Here is a 15,781-nt window from a genome sequence, read left to right as displayed (position 1 = left end):
ATTTGACCGTGGTCAATTTAATAGACGCAAAACGTGACCATGGTCAATTCATGAAATTGACCATGGTCAATTCATGAAATTGACCGGGGTCACGAAACATGCAAACTGGCGCGATGACCAAACCGATCCAGAAACGCGCCATCGCCACCCGGGAAAAGCTGCTCTCAGCCGCCAACACCTTGATTTCAGAGCAAGGCTTCGACGCCCTGCGGGTCGAGGAGGTGGTCGGTACGGCGGGGGTGGCGAAGGGGACTTTTTTTGCCCATTTCAAGGACAAGGACGCGCTTCTGGAACAGATCATCGGCGCGCGTCTCGCCGACATCACCGAAGCGATGGCCCAGCCCCCCGCCCCGCAGAGCATCGCGGAGATGATCGCACGGCTCGCCCCGCTGATCGCTTTCACGACCTCGGAACGTAGGGTGTTCGATGTGATGATCCGCTATTCGGGCGCCGCTGTGGTGGCGGAGATCGGCCCCATCGCCGAACAGTTCGATGCCCAGATTTTACTCTATGGCCGCTGGGCCTCCGAGGGGCCGTTTCGTCGCGATGCCGCCCCGGAGCTTCTGGGCGAAGGCATCAGCGCCTTTCTCATTCAGGCCATCGCCCTGACCTTTTGTGCGCTGAACAGTCAGGAGGCGCTGGAGACCCGGCTGACCGCCTATCTCACCGCCTGGCTTTTGCCACAGGAATGATCAGGCGGCAGAGGCGCGCAGCAGCATGTCCTGCACCTTGTCGATCTCGTGCTCGGCAAAGGACAGACCCGCCGCCCGGTCCGAGCAACGCAGCACCGCGTCGATCGCGCCACAGGCCGACCGCACCAGATAGCCCGCCTGCCGCAACTCCATGTCATAGGAAAGATCGCGGATCCGGTCCGTCATCTCCGTCTCACGCGCCGCATCGCCCGTTCGCGCCATATCGAGCGCCGCGTGCAAATCGTCGATCAGACAGGGATCGCCCTGCATCCCGCCTCGCATCATGACTGCCATCTTGAACCTCTCAACTGTTATGCCCGAAATATTGAACGATCCGGGTCTGTTGCCCTTCATCTGGGGCGCTTTTGACCCAGTGTCATCCAAGGCTCATGCGAAAATGGTAAACAAAGCATGAAAGCCTGATCAAAACCCGCTCACCCCCGCGTGAAAGGTAATTTTTTCAGCAGCTTGCCGGGGATTTCATCGAAATGCATGCGTCGGCACACCGGTCCCCCCCCCGGCCCAGCACAAATCACGCCTCAGCGCGGCGATTGCATCCCGCCCGGGCCGCACATAATCTTTGCCTGACCACGAAAGGATATGCCCATGTCGACCCCGATCAATCCAGCCCTGACCCGCACCCAGGCCTCGCCCATCGTCGCGTCGAAAAGCTGGATGCAGGGCATGACATTCCCGCCCGAGCGCCCGTTGATCAACGTCAGCCAGGCCGCGCCGATGGAGGCGCCGCCACTGGCGCTGCGCAAAGAAATCGCCCGCATCGCGCTCGAAGACACAGCGGCGCATCTCTACGGTCCGGTCCTTGGCCTGCCGGAGCTGCGCGCCGAACTCGCGTCGCAATGGTCCGCCGCCTATCACGCCGAAATCAAAGCCGAAGAGGTCGCGATCACCTCCGGCTGCAACGAGGCCTTTACCGCCACGATGACCACCATAGCCGGGGCGGGAGACGAGGTGATCCTCGCAACGCCTTGGTATTTCAACCATAAAATGTGGTGCGACATGTCGGGGGTTCATGCCGTGCCGCTGCCCACCGGCGACGATCTTTTGCCCGATCTGGAGACCTGCGCCCGGCTGATCACGCCGCGCACCCGCGCCATCGTGCTGATCACGCCGAACAATCCGGGCGGGGTGGAATATCCGGCAGAGCTTTTGACGAAATTCTACGCGCTGGCCCGCGAACATCGCATCATGCTGGTCCTGGACGAGACCTATCGCGATTTCGACAGCCGTTCCGAGGTGCCGCATTACCTGTTCCGCCAGCCCGACTGGCGCGACACCTTGGTGCATCTCTATTCCTTCTCCAAGGCCTTTCGCCTCACCGGCCACCGCGTCGGCGCGCTGATCACCGGGACAGAGCGCATGACGGAGGTGGAGAAATATCTCGACACGGTCACCATCTGCCCGAACCAGATCGGCCAGCGCGCCGCACTTTGGGGGTTGCAAAACCTCAGCCAGTGGGTCGCCGGAGAGCGCGCCGAAATCCTCGCCCGGCGCGCGGCGATGACCGATGGTTTCAAACAGCTCAAGGGCTGGAAACTGCTCGGTTGCGGCGCCTTCTTCGCCTATGTCGAACACCCGTTCGAGATGCCGTCCTCGGAGCTTGCGCCCTGGCTGTTGCGCGAGGCTGGGGTGCTGCTTTTGCCCGGCACCGCTTTCATGCCCGCAAACGATCCGCGCGGCGAGCGACAATTGCGCATCGCCTTCGCCAATATCGGTGTGCCGGAGATCGCAACGCTTTTCACGCGATTGGCACAAATCACCCCCTGATCCGCCTTGCCCTCTCTGTCGCTTGCCCCTACACCATTGCCCAACCTTGATGGGAGAAGAAAAACATGGCGAGCGGCAAGGGTTCTGGCGCGAAAATGGTGGTCTGGGGGATTCTCGGCCTCCTCATCATCGGCCTCGGCGGGTTTGGCACAGCGAATTTCGGCGGTGGCGTGACCCGCGTGGCCTCGGTGGGCGACGAGGACATTTCCGTCAATGATTACGCCAATGCGCTGCGCAGCCAGATGCGCGCAATCGAAGCCCAGACCGGCCAGCCGTTTTCCGTCAGCCAGGCGCAGGATTTCGGCCTGTCGCAACAGGTGCTCGATCAGCTTCTGTCGCAGGCGGCCCTCGATGGCGAGACCGCACGTCTCGGGATTTCCGTCGGCGACGAGGCGGTGCGCCGCGAGCTTCTGACCTATGACGCCTTCAAAGGCGTCGATGGCAAATTCGACACCGCCGCCTACAAAGACCTGCTGGCCCGCAACAACATGAACGAGGGCGATTTCGAAGCCGATCTGCGCCGCGAGGCCGCCCGCTCGATCCTCTCTGGCGCTCTGGCCTCCGGCATCACCATGCCGCCCTCCTACGGTCAGGCCGTGGTCGACTGGCTCGGCGAGCGGCGCACCATCACGGTCGCGACACTTGACACCACCGCCCTCGACACCGGCGCCCCGCTGGCGTCTGACAGCGACATCCAGAGCTGGTACGACGCCCATCCCGATCTTTACACCGCCCCCGAGGCACGCCGCATCACCTATGCCTGGCTCACCCCCGCGATGCTGACCGACAAGGTCGATCTCGATGAGGCCGCGCTGCGCAAACTCTATCAGGACAATATCGCAAGCTATGTGCAGCCGGAGCGCCGTCTGGTCGAGCGTCTGGTGTTTGGCACCGAAGACGAGGCGCAGGCCGCCGCCGACCGCATAGCCTCGGGTCAGAGCAGCTTTGAAGACGAAGCGACCGCGCGCGGTCTCGCGCTGATCGACACCGATATGGGGGACGTCTCCGAAGACGACCTGTCCTCTGCGGCCGGTCCTGCGGTCTTTGCGCTTGAGGGCACGGGCGTGGTCGGTCCGGTGATGTCCGATCTGGGCCCGGCGATCTACCGCGTCAACGGTACGCTCGCGGGCACCGAGATTTCCTTTGAAGACGCCCGCAACGAATTGGCTGCCGAGATGGCTGCGGATGCGGCCGCGCGCCTCATTGCCGATCAGATCGAGACTTTCGACAACGATCTGGCGGGCGGCTACACGCTTGAGGATCTCGCGAACGAGACCGACATGGAGCTGGGCCAGATCGACTGGACCCCCGAAAGCGAAGGCGGGATCGCCTCCTATACCGATTTCCAACAGGCCGCCGCCAGCGTGACGCTGGACGACTACCCGGAGATTGTCGAGCTGACCGATGGCGGCGTCTTCGCGCTGCGCCTCGACGAGATCGTGCCCGCCACGGTGAAACCGCTCGATCAGGTGCGCGATCAGGTCGCCGCCGATTGGGAGGCCGATGCGTTGAACCAGAAACTCACGGCCCGCGCCGAAGAGCTTGAGACCAGCGTCGCCTCCGGCACCGCTATCGCCGATCTCGGCCTGCCGGTCGAGCAGTTCACCGCGATCACCCGTCAGGATTTCATCTCCACCATGCCCGCGGGCTTCATGGATGCGGTCTTCGCGCCGGGTCTCAAGGCCGGAGGCACCACGCTGATCCCCGGCGAGGGCCGTGTGGTCATCGCCCGGATCGAGACCGTCGACGCGCCCGAACATACCGACGAAAACGCCGCCATCGCGGAGAATTATATTGAAACCGCCGCACAAGGTGTCTCCACCGACGTGATCGAAGCCTTCGCCCGGGCGCTGCGCACCCGTGACGGCGTGACGGTGAACCAGACCGCCCTCAACGCGGTGCACAGCCAGTTGCAATAAAAGACACGAAGAAAGACGCCCCCATGGCCACGCTCATTCCGTCCTTCACCGATTTCGAAACCGGGTTCAACGCAGGCCAGAACCAGCTCGTCTATGCCAAGGTGGCCGCCGATCTCGATACGCCGGTGTCGATCATGCTGAAACTCGCAGGCGCCCGCACCGACAGTTTCATCCTCGAATCCGTCACCGGCGGCGAGGTGCGCGGGCGCTACTCCATCATCGGCATGAAGCCAGACCTGATCTGGAAATGCGACGGCACCACCGCCTCGGTCAACCGCAACGCGCGGTTCGATGCAGAGAGCTATGTGGTGGACGACAAGGACCCGCTCACCTCGATCCGTGCGCTGATCGCCGAGAGCCGCGTGGACATCCCCGACGATCTGCCGGGTTCCGCCGCCGGTCTTTTCGGCTATCTCGGCTATGACATGATCCGCCTTGTCGAGCATCTGCCCAATGTGAATCCCGATCCCATCGGCCTGCCCGATGCGGTTCTGATGCGGCCCTCGGTGATTGCCATTCTCGATGGCGTCAAAGGCGATGTGATCCTTGTGTCCCCCGCCTGGGCCTCCTCGGGTCTCTCCGCCAAAGCCGCCTATGCCCAGGCCGCCGAACGCGTGATGGATGCGCTCCGCGATCTCGAACGCGCGCCCTCGGAAGCCAGCCATGAGATGGGCGAGGCCTATGTTGCCCCACCCGCCACCTCGAACTTCACCCACGAAGGCTACAAAGCCGCCGTGGAGAAGGCGAAAGACTACATCACCGCAGGCGACATTTTCCAGGTCGTGCCCGCGCAGCGCTGGACGCAGGACTTCCCGCTCCCGCCTTTCTCGCTCTATCGCTCGCTGCGCCGCACCAACCCGTCGCCCTTCATGTTCTTCTTCAACTTCGGCAGATTCCAGATCATCGGCGCCTCGCCCGAAATCCTCGTCCGCGTCTTCGATGGCGAGGTCACCATCCGCCCCATCGCCGGCACCCGCAAACGCGGGGCGACACCGGCAGAGGACAAAGCGCTGGAAGAAGACCTGTTGTCGGACGAGAAGGAACTGGCCGAGCACCTGATGCTTCTGGATCTCGGGCGCAACGATGTTGGCCGGGTCGCCAAGATCGGCACGGTGCATCCAACCGAAGAATTCATCATCGAGCGCTATTCCCACGTCATGCACATCGTTTCCAATGTGGTGGGCGAGCTGCGCGAGGATGAAGACGCGCTCTCCGCATTGCTCGCAGGCCTGCCCGCAGGTACGGTCTCCGGCGCGCCGAAAGTCCGCGCCATGGAGATCATCGACGAGCTGGAACCCGAGAAACGCGGCGTCTATGGCGGCGGCGTGGGGTACTTTTCCGCAGGCGGCGACATGGACATGTGCATCGCGCTCCGCACCGCCGTCCTCAAGGACGAAAAGCTCTATATCCAAGCCGGTGGCGGCGTCGTCTACGACAGCTCGCCCGAGGGCGAATACCAAGAAACCGTCAACAAATCCAATGCGCTGCGCAAAGCCGCCGAGGATGCGGGCCTGTTCACTAGATCGGGAAATCGCTGACGAAAACCCTCGTCACATGGAAGGCGCACCGGTTTCTCCGCTGCGCCTTTTCTTTTGTCCCCAAATATCCTGCGGGGGCCCGGGGGTGCAAAACCCCCGGCGCTTTCAAAGCGGCAGTTCGGTCGTCGATTTGATCTCCTGCATCGAAAGCAGCGCCGTCACGTTGTAAATCGACACCTCCTTGATCAGCGCCTGATAGAACTCATCGTAAGCCTTGGCATTCTTCACCCGGACCTTCAGGATATAGTCGATCTCCCCCGCCAGCCGGTGCGCCTCCAGCACCTCGGGCCGTTTTTGCAGAACTTTCAGGAATTTCTCCTGCCAGCCCGCCTCATGCGCATTGGTGCGCACCAGCACAAAAAAACAGGCCTCAAGCCCGAGGCTTTCGGGATCGAGAATGACAGTCTGCTGACCGATCACGCCGCCCTCTTTCATCTTGCGGATGCGATTCCACACCGGCGTCTTCGAGGAGCCGACTTTGCGCGCAATCTCGTCCAGAGACTGACTCGCGTCGCGTTGCAGCTCACCCAGAATTTTCCGGTCCATCGCGTCGAACTGGTCCACCATTTCGATTTTTCCCTTCATCTCGGAATTCCGGCCTGCCTGCCGCATAGCAATGGAACAAACATCCTTATCTCTCCGCGCATCTGGCCATTTATTGGAACAATGTTCTAAATTAACGACAAGAATTCGCAAGATGGAAAGAGCCATGCCGCGCCCGTTTACGCCCAAAGCCATCACCGCCAACGCCCTTTTGGAGGGCGATGTGATCTATCTCGACCACAAGGGCCAGTGGGTCCGCGACCTGCGTCAGGCCCGTGCCTTCACCGAAGCCGAGGTGGCAGACGCCGCTCTGGCCGAGGCCGCGAAGGACGGCATGGTGGTTGGCGCCTCTCTGACCGACGTTAAGCTAGGCGAGCATGGCCCGGAGCCGACGCATTTCCGCGAGGACTTCCGCCGCACCGGACCGTCCAACTATTTCCACGGAAAACAGGAAAGCAAGGAGGCCGAAGCCCATGTATAAGTACAACGACTTCGACGAAGCCTTTGTCCGCGAGCGTGTCGCGCAGTTCTCCGCTCAGGTGGCCCGCCGCATCGACGGCAGCCTGACCGAGGAGGAGTTCCGCCCGCTGCGCCTGATGAACGGGCTCTACCTGCAACTCCACGCCTATATGCTGCGTGTCGCGATCCCCTATGGCACGCTGTCCTCGCGCCAGATGGATCAGCTTGCGATGATCGCGGAGCGGTACGATCGCGGTTATGGCCATTTCACCACGCGGCAGAACATCCAGTACAACTGGCCGAAACTGCCCGACGTGCCCGCGATCCTCTCGGATCTGGCGGATGTCGAAATGCATGCGATCCAGACCTCCGGCAACACGATCCGCAACGTCACCGCCGACCATTTCGCGGGCGCCGCCGCCGATGAGGTCGCCGATCCGCGGCCTGTGGCCGAGCTGGTGCGTCAGTGGTCCACCGATCACCCGGAATTCCAGTTCCTGCCCCGCAAATTCAAAATCGCCGTCTCGGGCGCCAAAGCCGACCGTGCGGTGATCAAAGCCCATGACATCGGGCTCTACCTGCGCGAGCAGGACGGCGAGATCGGCGCTCAGATCATCGTCGGTGGTGGCCTTGGCCGCACGCCGATGGTGGGCAAGGTGCTGAAAGACTTCGTGTCTCTCGCAGACCTTTTGCCCTATCTCGAGGCCACCGTGTCGGTGTGGAACCTCCTGGGGCGGCGCGACAACAAATACAAAGCGCGGATCAAGATCACCGTGCATGAGCACGGGATCGAAGACATTCGCGCCCGTGTCGAAGACCGCTTTGCGCAGGTCAAACCGATGTTCGGCGGCATCGACATGGCGATGCTCGAAGAGATCCAAGCCGCCTTCGCCCCGCCCGCCTTCCGCGAGGCCGCGACCGAGGCCTATGACCGCGCTTACGAGGCAGACCCGGTGTTCCGCGCCTGGGCCGACACCAACCTCGCGCCGCACAAGGCGCCGGGCTATGCCATCGCGACCGTCTCGCTCAAGACGCCGGGTCAGACGCCGGGGGATGCCTCCGCCGATCAGATGCGCGTGCTGGCGCAGATCGCACGGGACTATGGCCATGACGAGCTGCGGATTTCGCATGAGCAGAACGTCATCCTGCCGCATGTCCATAAATCCGACCTGCCTGCCATTCACGCGGCGCTGAAGGACGCAGGGCTTGCCACGGCCAACATCGGCCTCGTCAGCGACATCATCGCCTGCCCCGGCATGGATTACTGCGCGCTGGCGACGGCCCGTTCCATCCCGGTGGCGCAAGGCATTGCGACCCGGTTCGAGGAACTGAAGCTCGAACAGGACATCGGCCCGCTCAAGATCAAAATCTCCGGCTGCATCAATGCCTGCGGGCACCACCATGTCGGTCACATCGGCATTCTGGGCCTCGACCGCGCCGGTGTGGAGAATTATCAGATCACGCTGGGCGGCGACGGCACCGAGGATATGGTGATCGGCGAGCGCACCGGCCCCGGTTTTGCCTATGACGAGATCATCCCGGCGATCGAGCGCATTTTGATGACCTATCTGGAGCTGCGTGAGGCGCCCGAGGAGACCTTCCTCGAAGCCTACCGCCGTCTTGGCATGGACCCGTTCAAAACGGCGCTTTATCCGGAAAAGGAAAAAGCCCATGCCGCATAATCTCGCGCTTCGGGAGGAATTCGGCACGGTCCAGACCCGTGTCGACCGGCTGAACGCGCGCTATGCCCATCATTCGGCGACCTCGGTACTCGAACTGGCGCTGAGGGACCGCGAACTGGGGCGGATCGCGCTTGTGTCCTCTTTCGGAGCGGAAAGCGTCGTGCTTTTGCACATGATTTCGGTGATGAAACCGGACACGCCGGTGATTTTCATCGACACGGAGATGCTGTTTCCCGAAACGATCCAGTATCAGCTCGACCTGATCGACAAGCTTGATCTGCGGGACGTGCGACGCATTTCGCCATCGCCTGCGCGGATCAATGCGCATGATCCCGACGGGTTGCTACACCTGTCAGACAAAGACGCCTGCTGCAATCTGCGCAAAACCGTGCCGCTGCAAAACGCGCTCGGGCATTTCGATGCCTGGATCACCGGACGCAAACGCTTTCAGGGTTCCACCCGTGCCAGCCTCGATTTCTTCGAGAATGAGGATGACACGCGGATCAAGATCAACCCTCTCGCCTATTGGGCACCCGAGGATCTGAAAGACTACATGATCAACAACCGCCTGCCGCGCCATCCTTTGGTTGCGAAAGGCTACCCGTCGATCGGCTGTGCGCCTTGCACCAGCCCGGTCAAAGAGGGCGAAGACCCGCGCGCGGGTCGCTGGCGGGGCGAAGACAAAACGGAATGCGGGATTCACATGGTGGACGGGAAATTCGTTCGCATCGGCAATCCTAGCAAAGGAGACGCAGCATGAGCGTGATCATCCGCGACGAGGGCTTTGTCCCCGAAGACTACACCGGCGACTGGGTCGAACTGCCCTCCGACACCGACCCTGAAACCCTGGCACAACACGGCAATGCGCCCGCGATCCGCATCGCTTTTCCGAGTTTTTCGGACGGGCGCGGCTTTACGCTCGCGCGGCTCTTGCGGCTGGGCGGATTTCAGGGCCGGTTGCGCGCCCATGGTCATGTGATCGCCGATCAATATGCCATGGCGCGGCGCGCGGGCTTTGACGAGGTGGAAATCCCTGCCGATCTGGCCACCCGCCAGCCCGAGGATCAGTGGCGCGCCCGGTGCGATTGGCGGGCACATGATTACCAAGCGCGCTTGCGGGCGCGCGGATAGCCTCCGCAGGCGCCCCGCCCCCCGGCCAAGCTTGCACGCACGCACAGAACAGTCCAAAAGGGACGAGACCCTGCGCGCAACACATGATGTGGATCAAAGATGCATCTGCATCCCCCCTTTAAATGGCGCGAGACCCAAATGACCGAGCTGACCGACGAGCTGATGCAAGTGACCGACGTAAAAACCAAACCCGTGCCCACCCTGCCCGATGCCGCCACCGTTCTTGAGGTGCACCACTGGAACGACCGGCTGTTCTCCTTCAAGGTGGAGCGGCCCCAGACCTTGCGCTTCCGTTCCGGCGAATTCGTGATGATCGGGCTGATGAACGATCCGGACCCGAAAACCGGCAAGCAGAAACCGCTGCTGCGCGCCTATTCCATTGCCTCGCCAAGCTGGGAAGAGCATCTGGAATTCTACTCGATCAAGGTGCCCGATGGCCCGCTGACCTCGCGTTTGCAACACATCGAGCCCGGCGATCAGATTATCCTGCGCCCGAAACCCGTCGGCACTCTGGTGGTGGATGCGCTCCTGCCCGGAAAACGCCTCTGGTTCTTCGCGACCGGCACCGGCATTGCGCCCTTTGCCTCGCTGATGCGCGAGCCGGAAGTTTATGAGAAATACGACGAGGTGATCCTGATGCACACCTGTCGCGAGGTCTCGGAACTGGAATACGGGCGGCAACTGGTCGAGCACATCAAGTCGGACGAGATTTTGTCGGAGATCGAACAGGGCAAGCTGCGCTATTACCCGACCACGACCCGCGAAGAGTTCCACCATATGGGCCGCGTCACCGACAACCTGTCCTCCGGCAAGGTGTTCGAGGATCTGGGTATCGCGCCGATGAACCCGGAAACCGATCGCGGCATGGTCTGTGGAAACCTGGCGTTCAACAAGGACATCATGGCCATTCTCGACGGCTTCGGGCTGCGCGAAGGGGCCAATTCCGAACCCAAGGAATATGTCGTAGAGAAGGCCTTTGTGGACTGACCCGCACGCCCATTCCCGAATATGAGAAACCCCGCTTTGGCGGGGTTTTCTTTTGAGTATTTCCACCATCGGAAAACCCGGAAGGACGACAGCCTGAAAGGCGAAACATAAAAAGGCCGCGCGAGGTGTCCCCCGCGCGGCCTCAACTGCTCGCTCTTACTCAGCGATAATTACATGCCCAGAAGGGTTTTGGTTTTGTCGAGGATCGCGCCAAGGATCGCCGGGTTGTCGGCGGCCTGTTCCATGGAGGTGATGACAGTGGCTTTCGCTTCGTCGGACAGCGAGGAGGCGTTCACCAGATCCGTGGCTTTCTCGAGATCGAACCCGTCGACGGTCAGAACTTCGGCAGCGGTGGCGAGATCGAAGGACGGGTCGGCATCGACCACGGCATCGGTCGCGGCGTCGGCGGCATCGGAGGCGGCTTCCATCGCATCGGCGGCTGCGTCGGCAGCGACATCGGTCGCGGCTTCGGCGGTGTCGGCGGCCACGGCGGCGGCGTCAGAAGCGGTGTCGGTTGCGGCTTCGGCAGCGGCTTCCGTGGCCTCAGTTGCGGCGTCGGCGGCATCCGTCGCGGCATCGACGGCAGTTTCGGCGGCGTCGCTTGCGGCCTCTACAGCGCCTTCGCCTGCGGCGGCTGCGGCGTCGGTCGCAGCTTCGACGGCGTCAGAAGCGGCCTCGGACGCGGCTTCGGCAGCCTCGGTTGCGGTCTCGGTCGCCTCGGCGGCCACTTCTTCGGCGGACTCGGACACGGCATCGACCGCGTCGGAGGCAGCTTCGGAAGCCTGTTCGATCACGGAGGTGGTTTCCGTCGTGGTTTCCGCGGCTTTCTCTTCCTCTTTACAGGCCGCGAGCGTCAGCGCGAGGCTGGCCACGAGAGCGCCGGTCAGAATACGTTTGGTCATGTCAGTCTTCCTCACAAATACTTGCGGGGTGTTTCCCCCCCGAACAGCGCGGATATGGCATGGCACATGGCGAAATGAAAGGGGCCTGTCGAGCGGATTTTCCCCTGAGGCCTCCCTTGTGCGGGAAGCCGCCGAATGCGGGTTGAAAGCAGAGGCGATACGCCCTATTTTCCCGCGAAACACATGCAACGACGAACAGGAGCCGACCATAGCCCGCAGACCGCATAACGCCCCGCCGACCCGTGACACCGGACCGCGTATCAACGAACGCATCCGTGCGCCGGAAATCCGACTGATCGGTGCAGAGGGCGAGAATATTGGTGTCATCACGCCCGCCAAGGCCCTCGATCTGGCGATCGAAGCCGGGCTCGACCTCGTGGAAATCTCCCCGAACGCCACGCCCCCGGTCTGCAAGATCATGGACTTCGGCAAGTTCAAATACGAACAGCAGAAGCGGGAATCCGAAGCCCGCAAGAAGCAGAAGATCATCGAGATCAAGGAAGTCAAATTCCGCCCCGGCACCGACGTGCATGACTATGAAGTCAAGATGCGCAACGTGATCAAGTTCCTCGAGAACGGCGACAAGGTGAAAGTCACCCTGCGCTTCCGTGGTCGCGAAATGGCGCACCAGGATCTGGGTCGCCAGCTTCTCGAACGCGTCGCCGAGGACGTCAAGGAAATCGGCAAGATCGAGAACATGCCCAAGATGGAAGGCCGTCAGATGATCATGATGATCGGCCCGCTTCCCTCAAAAGGCTGATCCGCCTCACAGGCCGGAAACCGAGATCACACTCCGAAACGACCCCCGACCCAAGGCCGGGGGTTTTTCTTTTCGCTCAGAACGCCCCCGCGCCGATCCCCGCCAGCACGAGGACGAGGATCTGCGGCACGAGGATGCGCAGGAACATCACCAGCGGATAGACCGAGACATAGGCCACCGAGGCCGCCCCCGTCGGACTCATCGAAACGGCGAAGGCCAAAGCCGGCGGATCAGTCATCGAGCCCGCGAGCACGCCGCAGAGGCTCAGGTAATTGAACTTGCCAAAGATGCGCGCAAGGATGCCCACGAGCAGGAGCGGCAGGACGGTGATCAGGATGCCGTAGCCCATCCAGAGCAAACCGTCACCATGCAAAAGCGTCTCGAAGAACCGGTCACCCGCGACGATCCCCACCACGGCGAGGAACAGCACGATGCCGAATTCGCGCAGCGCATGGTTGGCGGCGGGCGGCATGTACCAGGTGAACGGGCCCCAGTGCCCGAGGCGGCCCAGAAGGATCGCCGCCATCAACGGCCCACCCGCAAGCCCGAGCTTCAGAGGTGCCGGAAGCCCCGGCACGGCCAGCGGAATCGAGCCCAGAAGCACGCCCAAGGCGATGCCGAAGAACAAGGCCGGGAACTGCACCTCCTGCAACCGGGCGTTCTCGTTGCCGAGCTGACTTGCGACCGCGTCGATATCCGCCTGCGCCCCCACCACGGTGACGATATCGCCGAAGGCGAGCGTCGAGGAGGCCTGCGCCGGAAGTTCGACCCCCGCACGGTTGATCCGCGACACGGTCACCCCGTGGCCTTCGAGAAAGGCAAGCTCACGCAGCGACTTGCCCAGCACCCGCTCCTTGGTCACCACGAGCCGCGTCCATGTCAGCTTGGTGCCCTTGGTGGTCAGGGCCGCGTCGATCTCGCGGCCCAGAATGAGCTTCATTGCCAGCAATTTGTCCTTCGGCCCGACGAGGTGCAGGCAGTCGCCGACATGTACGATCACGTCCCGCGTCGGCACCACCAGCTCACCCGCCTTCTTCATCCGCGAGGCCACCACGCCCTGATCGAACAGATCCGGCACATCGCCCAAGCGCAACCCGTCGAGATTGGCGTTCATCACCTCGACGTTGATCGAGGGCAAGGCCTCTTCGCCGCTGCGGGTCTCGGCCTTGTAGGCGGCTTCCTCATCGGCGACCACGATGCGGAACAGCGCCCGGATCACGAACATCGCCGTCAGGATGCCGAGGATGCCGAAGGGATAGGCCATGGCATAGCCCATGCCCGAATTCGCCACTTCGGAGGCCGGAAAACCGGCATCGCCCAGCACCTGTTGCGCCGCCCCCAGCCCCGGCGTGTTGGTCACCGCCCCGGACATCACCCCGACGAGCACCGGCAGCGGCAGATCGGTGATCGCCCAGATCGCCAGCGTCACCGCGACCCCGCCCAGAACGATGGCGATGGCCGCGAGGTTGAACTTGAGACCGGATTTGGCGAAGGACGAGAAAAAACTCGGCCCGACCTGAATACCGATCGTGTAAACGAACAGGATCAGGCCAAGTTCGCGCACGAAATGCATCACCTCGCCGTCGAATTCGATCCCGGCGCGCGAGGCCAGATGTCCGACGAGGATGCCGGAGAACAGCACACCGCCAATGCCGAGGCCGATCTTGCGGATCTGCAATTTGCCGAACAACAACCCGAAGGCGCCCGCAAGCGTCAGGGCGAGGGTCGTGACGGCAATGTCTGAAAGAGGAAGAGAAAGGGCCATGGTCTTGCTTTCCTTGGGAATTTCGAGGCAGGCCTCAGAAAGTGTCAGGGGGTCAAATCTCGTGGCCTATCATGGGGCGGATCAGAACCTCCCTGCCGTGCTCCTGGGTCGCGTGCCCCTGTCTGTACCTGACATGTTTCAATTTTCTGCAAATGCGAAAGGACCTTGCAAGAAGAATCTTGCCCTTAGACCGCATTCGGGCCCGACTGTAACCCGCCGACCCCAAGATCGGCCAAATCGTCATCGGAAATGCTGACGCCACACAGGAGCCGGTCGAGCACCCGATCCGCCCCGTTCTCCGCCGTGTCACGCATCGCCCCCGGCAGGCCGAGGATCGGCACAGCCCCAAGGCCACCCGCGAACATCTCCGCCCCCGGCGCCACCGGAAGGCCGAAGCGCGTGATCACCCCGCCCGCCTGCGTCACCGCCAGAGGGCCAACGTCGAGCAGATCGGCGGTCGGGCGCGCGGGCAGGATCAGAACCACCTCGCCATGGGCGGACAACAACGTCTCCGCCAGTGCATCGGCACGATGCGCCACGATCAGGCTTTCCGTCAACCGCAACCCGAGCCGCGCGAGCCTTGCCCGGATCGCGCCCTCGCCCCGGCTGTCCGGCGCCGCGCCCACCACCGTCTGGATCAGCGTCACCTTCTCCGCCAGAACCGGTCGGAGCCGGATCATGCCCTCCCCCTCCGCAAGCACCCGCGACAGGGCGGAGCGGCGCAGCGCCAGCGGCAGGGCGCGCAGTACGGCCACCCTCTCCCCCGCCTGAACCCTCTGAAACTGCGACACGGTGGCAATCGAGAGCCCCGGGTCCACCCGGTTCATCCGTCTCAGCCCCTCGGTGTCGAGCCCGACCACCCCCGTGACCGTGGCGGTCAAAACCAGCCGCCCCCCCGAAGGCCTGCCGCGCCGGAGTCCCGCATCCGCCTCATGCGGCACCAGCGCCTCCACAAGTCGCAAGAGCGCGTCATCGGCGACGATGTCATGGGGGTCCAGCTCGGCACAGATCACCTCGCGCAGACCAGCCATGGTCAATGCCGCGATCTCCGACGGTCCGATGACCGTGCCACGCGGCAACACCATGCCCGAGGGCAGCACGGTATCGCGCCCGAGGCGCGTGCCCTTGGCCGCCGCGAGTGGACGTGGTCCGAACATCATGATCTGTCGTCCTTGCGCATGGTCGTCTTTCACCGGAGCCGTTACCCTCATGCCATGACAAGGTAAACCGCCTGTCAACAGGGCCGCATAAATTCGATCCGCAGAAAAAAAGAGGCGCCGCAGGAGAAACGCAAACCCTGCAGCGCCAGTGTAGTATTCTGCCCACGCACAAAAGGCAGGATACGGCACGGACGATCGGAAGGAGAGTCCGCGGGAGGAATGCAGGAGGCTGTGTCTGACTGCTGACGAACAGGTCCTGCGCTCGAGTACCTGTCTAAGGGAGCGGGCGACTCGGAACCTTGATCTCGATCAACAGGGTATTTCACTCTGGTATTGACGCCTGTGCAGACGCAGCGAAAACCCGCATTTTCTTGGGAAAAATGCAGAAAACATCGGGGAAGTCCCGGTCGAAAAAATCGCGAAAATCCGCGAAAAAAACTTAAAAACCTATGTGGCAA

At 62.5% G+C, this 15,781-nt stretch carries 15 protein-coding genes; 10 read left to right on the top strand and 5 right to left on the bottom strand.

Annotated features, from left to right (window positions below; all coding sequences use genetic code 11):
• Positions 1–113: 113 nt before the first annotated feature.
• Positions 114–692 carry a TetR/AcrR family transcriptional regulator gene (locus CEW89_RS01215; RefSeq protein ID WP_096807089.1) on the top strand — a complete coding sequence of 193 codons (579 nt, stop codon included), beginning with the start codon at positions 114–116 and terminating at the stop codon, positions 690–692.
• Here the strand turns inward: CEW89_RS01215 and CEW89_RS01210 are convergent, their stop codons facing one another.
• The gene (locus tag CEW89_RS01210; RefSeq protein WP_157779719.1) at positions 693–986 is read right to left on the bottom strand and encodes a hypothetical protein; all 294 of its coding nucleotides are present in this window, start codon (positions 984–986) and stop codon (positions 693–695) included.
• Positions 987–1,298: 312 nt separating this feature from the next.
• Here CEW89_RS01210 and CEW89_RS01205 point away from each other — a divergent pair, with 312 nt between their 5' ends.
• From CEW89_RS01205 to trpE, 3 genes are all read left to right on the top strand, one after another.
• The gene (locus CEW89_RS01205; RefSeq protein WP_096804603.1) at positions 1,299–2,477 is read left to right on the top strand and encodes an aminotransferase; all 1,179 of its coding nucleotides are present in this window, start codon (positions 1,299–1,301) and stop codon (positions 2,475–2,477) included.
• Between the two features lie 65 nt (positions 2,478–2,542).
• Positions 2,543–4,396 (top strand): SurA N-terminal domain-containing protein, encoded by a 1,854-nt coding sequence (locus tag CEW89_RS01200; RefSeq protein WP_096804602.1) that lies wholly within the window; start codon positions 2,543–2,545, stop codon positions 4,394–4,396.
• A 23-nt stretch (positions 4,397–4,419) separates the two neighbouring features.
• A complete protein-coding gene (gene trpE / locus CEW89_RS01195; protein WP_096804601.1) occupies positions 4,420–5,934 on the top strand; it encodes an anthranilate synthase component I in 1,515 nt (504 codons plus the stop codon).
• Positions 5,935–6,039: 105 nt separating this feature from the next.
• Here trpE and CEW89_RS01190 read toward each other — a convergent pair whose 3' ends face one another.
• Positions 6,040–6,519 carry an Lrp/AsnC family transcriptional regulator gene (locus CEW89_RS01190; RefSeq protein ID WP_425321019.1) on the bottom strand — a complete coding sequence of 160 codons (480 nt, stop codon included), beginning with the start codon at positions 6,517–6,519 and terminating at the stop codon, positions 6,040–6,042.
• 124 nt (positions 6,520–6,643) lie between these two features.
• Between CEW89_RS01190 and CEW89_RS01185 the strand changes: the two genes are divergently transcribed.
• The 5 genes from CEW89_RS01185 (at position 6,644) to CEW89_RS01165 (ending at position 10,736) form a co-directional block, all read left to right on the top strand.
• Positions 6,644–6,958, top strand: coding sequence for a DUF2849 domain-containing protein (locus tag CEW89_RS01185; RefSeq protein WP_096807087.1), 315 nt, complete (start codon positions 6,644–6,646; stop codon positions 6,956–6,958).
• A complete protein-coding gene (locus CEW89_RS01180) occupies positions 6,951–8,618 on the top strand; it encodes a nitrite/sulfite reductase (protein WP_096804600.1) in 1,668 nt (555 codons plus the stop codon). Before CEW89_RS01185 ends, CEW89_RS01180 begins: the two co-directional genes overlap by 8 nt.
• Complete coding sequence (locus CEW89_RS01175; protein ID WP_096804599.1) at positions 8,608–9,378, top strand: phosphoadenylyl-sulfate reductase; 771 nt, start codon at positions 8,608–8,610, stop codon at positions 9,376–9,378. Before CEW89_RS01180 ends, CEW89_RS01175 begins: the two co-directional genes overlap by 11 nt.
• A complete protein-coding gene (locus tag CEW89_RS01170) occupies positions 9,375–9,749 on the top strand; it encodes a DUF934 domain-containing protein (protein ID WP_096804598.1) in 375 nt (124 codons plus the stop codon). The genes CEW89_RS01175 and CEW89_RS01170 overlap by 4 nt, the downstream gene beginning before the upstream one ends.
• Before the next feature lie 138 nt (positions 9,750–9,887).
• Complete coding sequence (locus tag CEW89_RS01165; RefSeq protein WP_096807086.1) at positions 9,888–10,736, top strand: ferredoxin--NADP reductase; 849 nt, start codon at positions 9,888–9,890, stop codon at positions 10,734–10,736.
• 170 nt (positions 10,737–10,906) lie between these two features.
• On the opposite strand, the gene CEW89_RS01160 is transcribed toward CEW89_RS01165, so the two are convergent.
• Positions 10,907–11,638: a translation initiation factor 3 gene (locus tag CEW89_RS01160; RefSeq protein ID WP_096804597.1), complete on the bottom strand. Its 732-nt coding sequence runs from the start codon at positions 11,636–11,638 to the stop codon at positions 10,907–10,909.
• Between the two features lie 118 nt (positions 11,639–11,756).
• Between CEW89_RS01160 and infC the strand changes: the two genes are divergently transcribed.
• Positions 11,757–12,398, top strand: a complete 642-nt coding sequence (gene infC / locus CEW89_RS01155) for a translation initiation factor IF-3 (protein ID WP_338012192.1) — start codon at positions 11,757–11,759, stop codon at positions 12,396–12,398.
• A gap of 76 nt (positions 12,399–12,474) precedes the next feature.
• Here the strand turns inward: infC and CEW89_RS01150 are convergent, their stop codons facing one another.
• Both CEW89_RS01150 and CEW89_RS01145 read right to left on the bottom strand, forming a co-directional pair.
• Positions 12,475–14,163: a putative transporter gene (locus CEW89_RS01150; protein ID WP_096804596.1), complete on the bottom strand. Its 1,689-nt coding sequence runs from the start codon at positions 14,161–14,163 to the stop codon at positions 12,475–12,477.
• A 185-nt stretch (positions 14,164–14,348) separates the two neighbouring features.
• Positions 14,349–15,323, bottom strand: coding sequence for a molybdopterin-binding domain-containing protein (locus CEW89_RS01145; RefSeq protein ID WP_096804595.1), 975 nt, complete (start codon positions 15,321–15,323; stop codon positions 14,349–14,351).
• Between the last annotated feature and the right edge of the window lie 458 nt (positions 15,324–15,781).

The organism is Celeribacter ethanolicus (assembly GCF_002407265.1).
In the GTDB taxonomy this organism is placed as follows: Bacteria; Pseudomonadota; Alphaproteobacteria; order Rhodobacterales; family Rhodobacteraceae; genus Celeribacter; species Celeribacter ethanolicus.
This window is presented reverse-complemented; position numbering and strand designations above follow the sequence as displayed.

What these genes read in the sequence shown, in the direction of transcription:
- CEW89_RS01215 (WP_096807089.1), top strand. Translation starts at nt 114, where the DNA reads ATGACCAAACCGATCCAGAAACGCGCCATCGCCACCCGGGAAAAGCTG.
- CEW89_RS01210 (WP_157779719.1), bottom strand. Translation starts at nt 986, where the DNA reads ATGGCAGTCATGATGCGAGGCGGGATGCAGGGCGATCCCTGTCTGATC.
- CEW89_RS01205 (WP_096804603.1), top strand. Translation starts at nt 1,299, where the DNA reads ATGTCGACCCCGATCAATCCAGCCCTGACCCGCACCCAGGCCTCGCCC.
- CEW89_RS01200 (WP_096804602.1), top strand. Translation starts at nt 2,543, where the DNA reads ATGGCGAGCGGCAAGGGTTCTGGCGCGAAAATGGTGGTCTGGGGGATT.
- trpE (WP_096804601.1), top strand. Translation starts at nt 4,420, where the DNA reads ATGGCCACGCTCATTCCGTCCTTCACCGATTTCGAAACCGGGTTCAAC.
- CEW89_RS01190 (WP_425321019.1), bottom strand. Translation starts at nt 6,519, where the DNA reads ATGAAGGGAAAAATCGAAATGGTGGACCAGTTCGACGCGATGGACCGG.
- CEW89_RS01185 (WP_096807087.1), top strand. Translation starts at nt 6,644, where the DNA reads ATGCCGCGCCCGTTTACGCCCAAAGCCATCACCGCCAACGCCCTTTTG.
- CEW89_RS01180 (WP_096804600.1), top strand. Translation starts at nt 6,951, where the DNA reads ATGTATAAGTACAACGACTTCGACGAAGCCTTTGTCCGCGAGCGTGTC.
- CEW89_RS01175 (WP_096804599.1), top strand. Translation starts at nt 8,608, where the DNA reads ATGCCGCATAATCTCGCGCTTCGGGAGGAATTCGGCACGGTCCAGACC.
- CEW89_RS01170 (WP_096804598.1), top strand. Translation starts at nt 9,375, where the DNA reads ATGAGCGTGATCATCCGCGACGAGGGCTTTGTCCCCGAAGACTACACC.
- CEW89_RS01165 (WP_096807086.1), top strand. Translation starts at nt 9,888, where the DNA reads ATGACCGAGCTGACCGACGAGCTGATGCAAGTGACCGACGTAAAAACC.
- CEW89_RS01160 (WP_096804597.1), bottom strand. Translation starts at nt 11,638, where the DNA reads ATGACCAAACGTATTCTGACCGGCGCTCTCGTGGCCAGCCTCGCGCTG.
- CEW89_RS01150 (WP_096804596.1), bottom strand. Translation starts at nt 14,163, where the DNA reads ATGGCCCTTTCTCTTCCTCTTTCAGACATTGCCGTCACGACCCTCGCC.
- CEW89_RS01145 (WP_096804595.1), bottom strand. Translation starts at nt 15,323, where the DNA reads ATGATGTTCGGACCACGTCCACTCGCGGCGGCCAAGGGCACGCGCCTC.